The organism is Micromonospora sp. M51, from assembly GCF_018070305.1.
Classification (GTDB): Bacteria; Actinomycetota; Actinomycetes; order Mycobacteriales; family Micromonosporaceae; genus Micromonospora; species Micromonospora parva.
On sequence record NZ_JAGPXZ010000758.1, the window covers coordinates 1 to 2,838 of the forward strand.

At 72.0% G+C, this 2,838-nt stretch carries 4 protein-coding genes; all 4 read left to right on the forward strand.

Annotation, left to right across the window (positions count from 1 at the left end; all coding sequences use genetic code 11):
- A partial coding sequence (locus KBX53_RS28255; RefSeq protein WP_210862597.1) for a glycosyltransferase occupies positions 1 to 394 on the forward strand: 394 nt, incomplete at its 5' end.
- Between the two features lie 82 nt (positions 395 to 476).
- Positions 477 to 980: a hypothetical protein gene (locus KBX53_RS28260; RefSeq protein ID WP_210862599.1), complete on the forward strand. Its 504-nt coding sequence runs from the start codon at positions 477 to 479 to the stop codon at positions 978 to 980.
- 150 nt (positions 981 to 1,130) lie between these two features.
- Positions 1,131 to 2,048, forward strand: a complete 918-nt coding sequence (pdxS, locus tag KBX53_RS28265; protein WP_210862601.1) for a pyridoxal 5'-phosphate synthase lyase subunit PdxS — start codon at positions 1,131 to 1,133, stop codon at positions 2,046 to 2,048.
- 163 nt (positions 2,049 to 2,211) lie between these two features.
- Positions 2,212 to 2,814: a pyridoxal 5'-phosphate synthase glutaminase subunit PdxT gene (pdxT, locus tag KBX53_RS28270; protein WP_030336889.1), complete on the forward strand. Its 603-nt coding sequence runs from the start codon at positions 2,212 to 2,214 to the stop codon at positions 2,812 to 2,814.
- Positions 2,815 to 2,838: the final 24 nt, after the last annotated feature.

Below are 2,838 nucleotides of genomic sequence, written 5' to 3' on the forward strand. Positions count from 1 at the left end.
GGTCAGCGAAGCGGACAAGGCGCGGATGCTGCGCAGCGCGCATCTCTACGTCGCACCGAACACCGGCGGCGAGTCGTTCGGCATGATCCTCACCGAGGCCCTCGCGGCGGGTACGACTGTGGTCGCCAGTGACCTGGACGCGTTCCGGCGGGTCCTCGACGGTGGGCGGGCCGGTCGCCTCTTCCCCACGGGCGACCCGGTGGGGCTGCGTGACGTGCTGAGTGAGCTGCTGGACGACCCGGCCGGGCGGGCCACGCTGAGTGCCTGCGGCGATCAGGTGGTGGCGAATTTCGACTGGCCGGTGGTTGCTCGGCGCGTTGTGGAGGTATACGCAGCGGCGATCGAGGCAACCGACGGGCGGGTCATCGACCAGGAGTGGGTGGGGCTGGGCTGAGCCGGGTGTGACGGATGGTGCGGTGGTGACCGGTGGGACCGGTCCGGCCGCGCCCAATCGGACGAAACGGAGCAGCACTACGATGCCGCACATGTGGTGGGTGGTGGCCGGAAGCGTGGTCGTGGGGCTGGTCGCGGCGTACCTCATCTGGACCGCCGGCCGGGTCGAGCGGCTGCAGGGCCGCGCGGAGCTGGCGGCCCGGGCCCTCGACGCCCACCTGCTGCGCCGCGCGGCGGCGGCCGCGGTCCTGGCTGAGCGGCGTTTCGGGGTCGAGCTGTACGCGGCGGCCCGGATCGCCCTGGACGCCAGCCCGGACGAGCGGGAGGCGGCAGAGAACGACCTCACTCGCCAGCTGCGCGGTGTCCAGTTGGACGCGGCCGACCCGGACTGCGCGGCGGTCATCGCCGCCAGTCGTCGGCTCGCGTTGTCCCGGCAGGTGCACACCGACCTGGTCCGGGACGCCCGCTCGGCGCGCAGCAGGCCGCTGGTGCGCCTGTTGCGGATGGGACGGGGCCGGGAGTGGCCGCGCTACTTCGACATCGACGACCCGACCCTCGTCGTCCCGGCGGACGTCCCCGCCGCCTGATCCCCGGCGGGCGCCGGCCGCTCCCCGACGGCCCGGTGACCACTGCCACAGTGCAGGCCACCGGGGGTCTGATTGGCTGTCGGTACGGCGTTGCACGGCGCGTAGCATTTTCGCTGCCACCCCCACCGCAGGTCCAAGGAGCGATGACCCGTGCCCGAAAACACCGCCTCGAACACCGGTTCCGCCCCCGTCGTCGGCACCGCCCGCGTGAAGCGCGGCATGGCCGAGATGCTCAAGGGCGGCGTGATCATGGATGTCGTCAACGCCGAGCAGGCCAAGATCGCTGAGGACGCCGGTGCCGTGGCGGTGATGGCCCTGGAGCGGGTGCCCGCCGACATCCGCGCGCAGGGCGGGGTGTCCCGGATGAGCGACCCCGACATGATCGACGGGATCATCGAGGCGGTCTCCATCCCGGTGATGGCCAAGGCCCGCATCGGTCACTTCGTGGAGGCGCAGATCCTCCAGTCGCTGGGTGTGGACTACGTCGACGAGTCCGAGGTGCTGACCCCGGCCGACTACGCGAACCACATCGACAAGTGGGCGTTCACGGTGCCCTTCGTCTGTGGCGCGACGAACCTGGGCGAGGCGCTGCGCCGGATCACCGAGGGTGCGGCCATGATCCGTTCCAAGGGCGAGGCGGGCACCGGTGACGTCTCCAACGCCACCACCCACATGCGGAAGATCCGCCAGGAGATCCGCCGGCTCTCCTCGCTGCCGGCCGACGAGCTGTACGTCGCGGCCAAGGAGCTGCAGGCCCCGTACGAGCTGGTCAAGGAGGTCGCCGAGAGCGGCAAGCTGCCGGTGGTGCTGTTCACCGCGGGCGGGATCGCCACTCCGGCCGACGCGGCGATGATGATGCAGCTCGGCGCGGAGGGTGTCTTCGTCGGCTCCGGCATCTTCAAGGCCGGCAACCCGGCCCAGCGGGCCGCCGCGATCGTCAAGGCGACCACCTTCCACGACGACCCGGTCGTGCTGGCCAAGGTCTCCCGGGGGCTCGGCGAGGCGATGGTCGGCATCAACGTCGACGAGATCCCGCAGCCGCACCGCCTGGCCGAGCGCGGTTGGTGAGCGCGAGGAGTGAGCCGTTCTTGCGAGCCCCGCAGTCGCGAGGGAAGGACGGGTTGGTGAGCGCGAGGAGTGAGCCGTTCTTGCGAGCCCCGCAGTCGCGAGGGAAGGACGGGTTGGTGAGCGCGCTCCCGCGAGCCCGACAGCCACGGAAGGAACGGTGCCGATGAGCCGGCCCACCATCGGTGTCCTCGCCCTTCAGGGGGACGTCCGGGAGCATCTGGCGGCGCTGACCGGGGCGGGCGCGGACGCCCGCCCGGTCCGCCGTCCGGGCGAGTTGGACGCGGTCGACGGCCTGGTCATCCCCGGCGGGGAGTCCACCACCATCAGCAAGCTCGTCGACATCTTCGAGCTGCGCGAGCCGATCGACAAGCGGATCGCCGACGGCATGCCCGTCTACGGCTCGTGCGCCGGCATGATCATGCTGGCCACCGAGGTGCTGGACGGCCGCGCCGACCAGCGCGGTTTCGCCGGCATCGACATGACGGTACGGCGCAACGCGTTCGGCCGGCAGGTCGACTCGTTCGAGGCGCCCGTGGAGATCACCGGCGTGCCGGGCGGGGGATTCCACGCGGTGTTCATCCGCGCGCCGTGGGTCGAACGGGTCGGCGCGGGCGTCGAGGTGATCGGCACGGTGACCGGTGGCCCGGCCGCCGAGCGGATCGTGGCGGTCCGGCAGGGCAACCTGCTGGCCACCTCGTTCCACCCCGAGCTGACGGGTGACCCGCGCGTGCACGCGTACTTCGTGGAGCTGGCGCGCACCGCCTGAGCGGCCGACCCGCGCGGCCGGGGC

Coding starts and splice junctions, on each gene's coding strand:
- KBX53_RS28260 (WP_210862599.1), top strand. CDS start 477: ATGCCGCACATGTGGTGGGTGGTGGCCGGAAGCGTGGTCGTGGGGCTG.
- pdxT (WP_030336889.1), top strand. CDS start 2,212: ATGAGCCGGCCCACCATCGGTGTCCTCGCCCTTCAGGGGGACGTCCGG.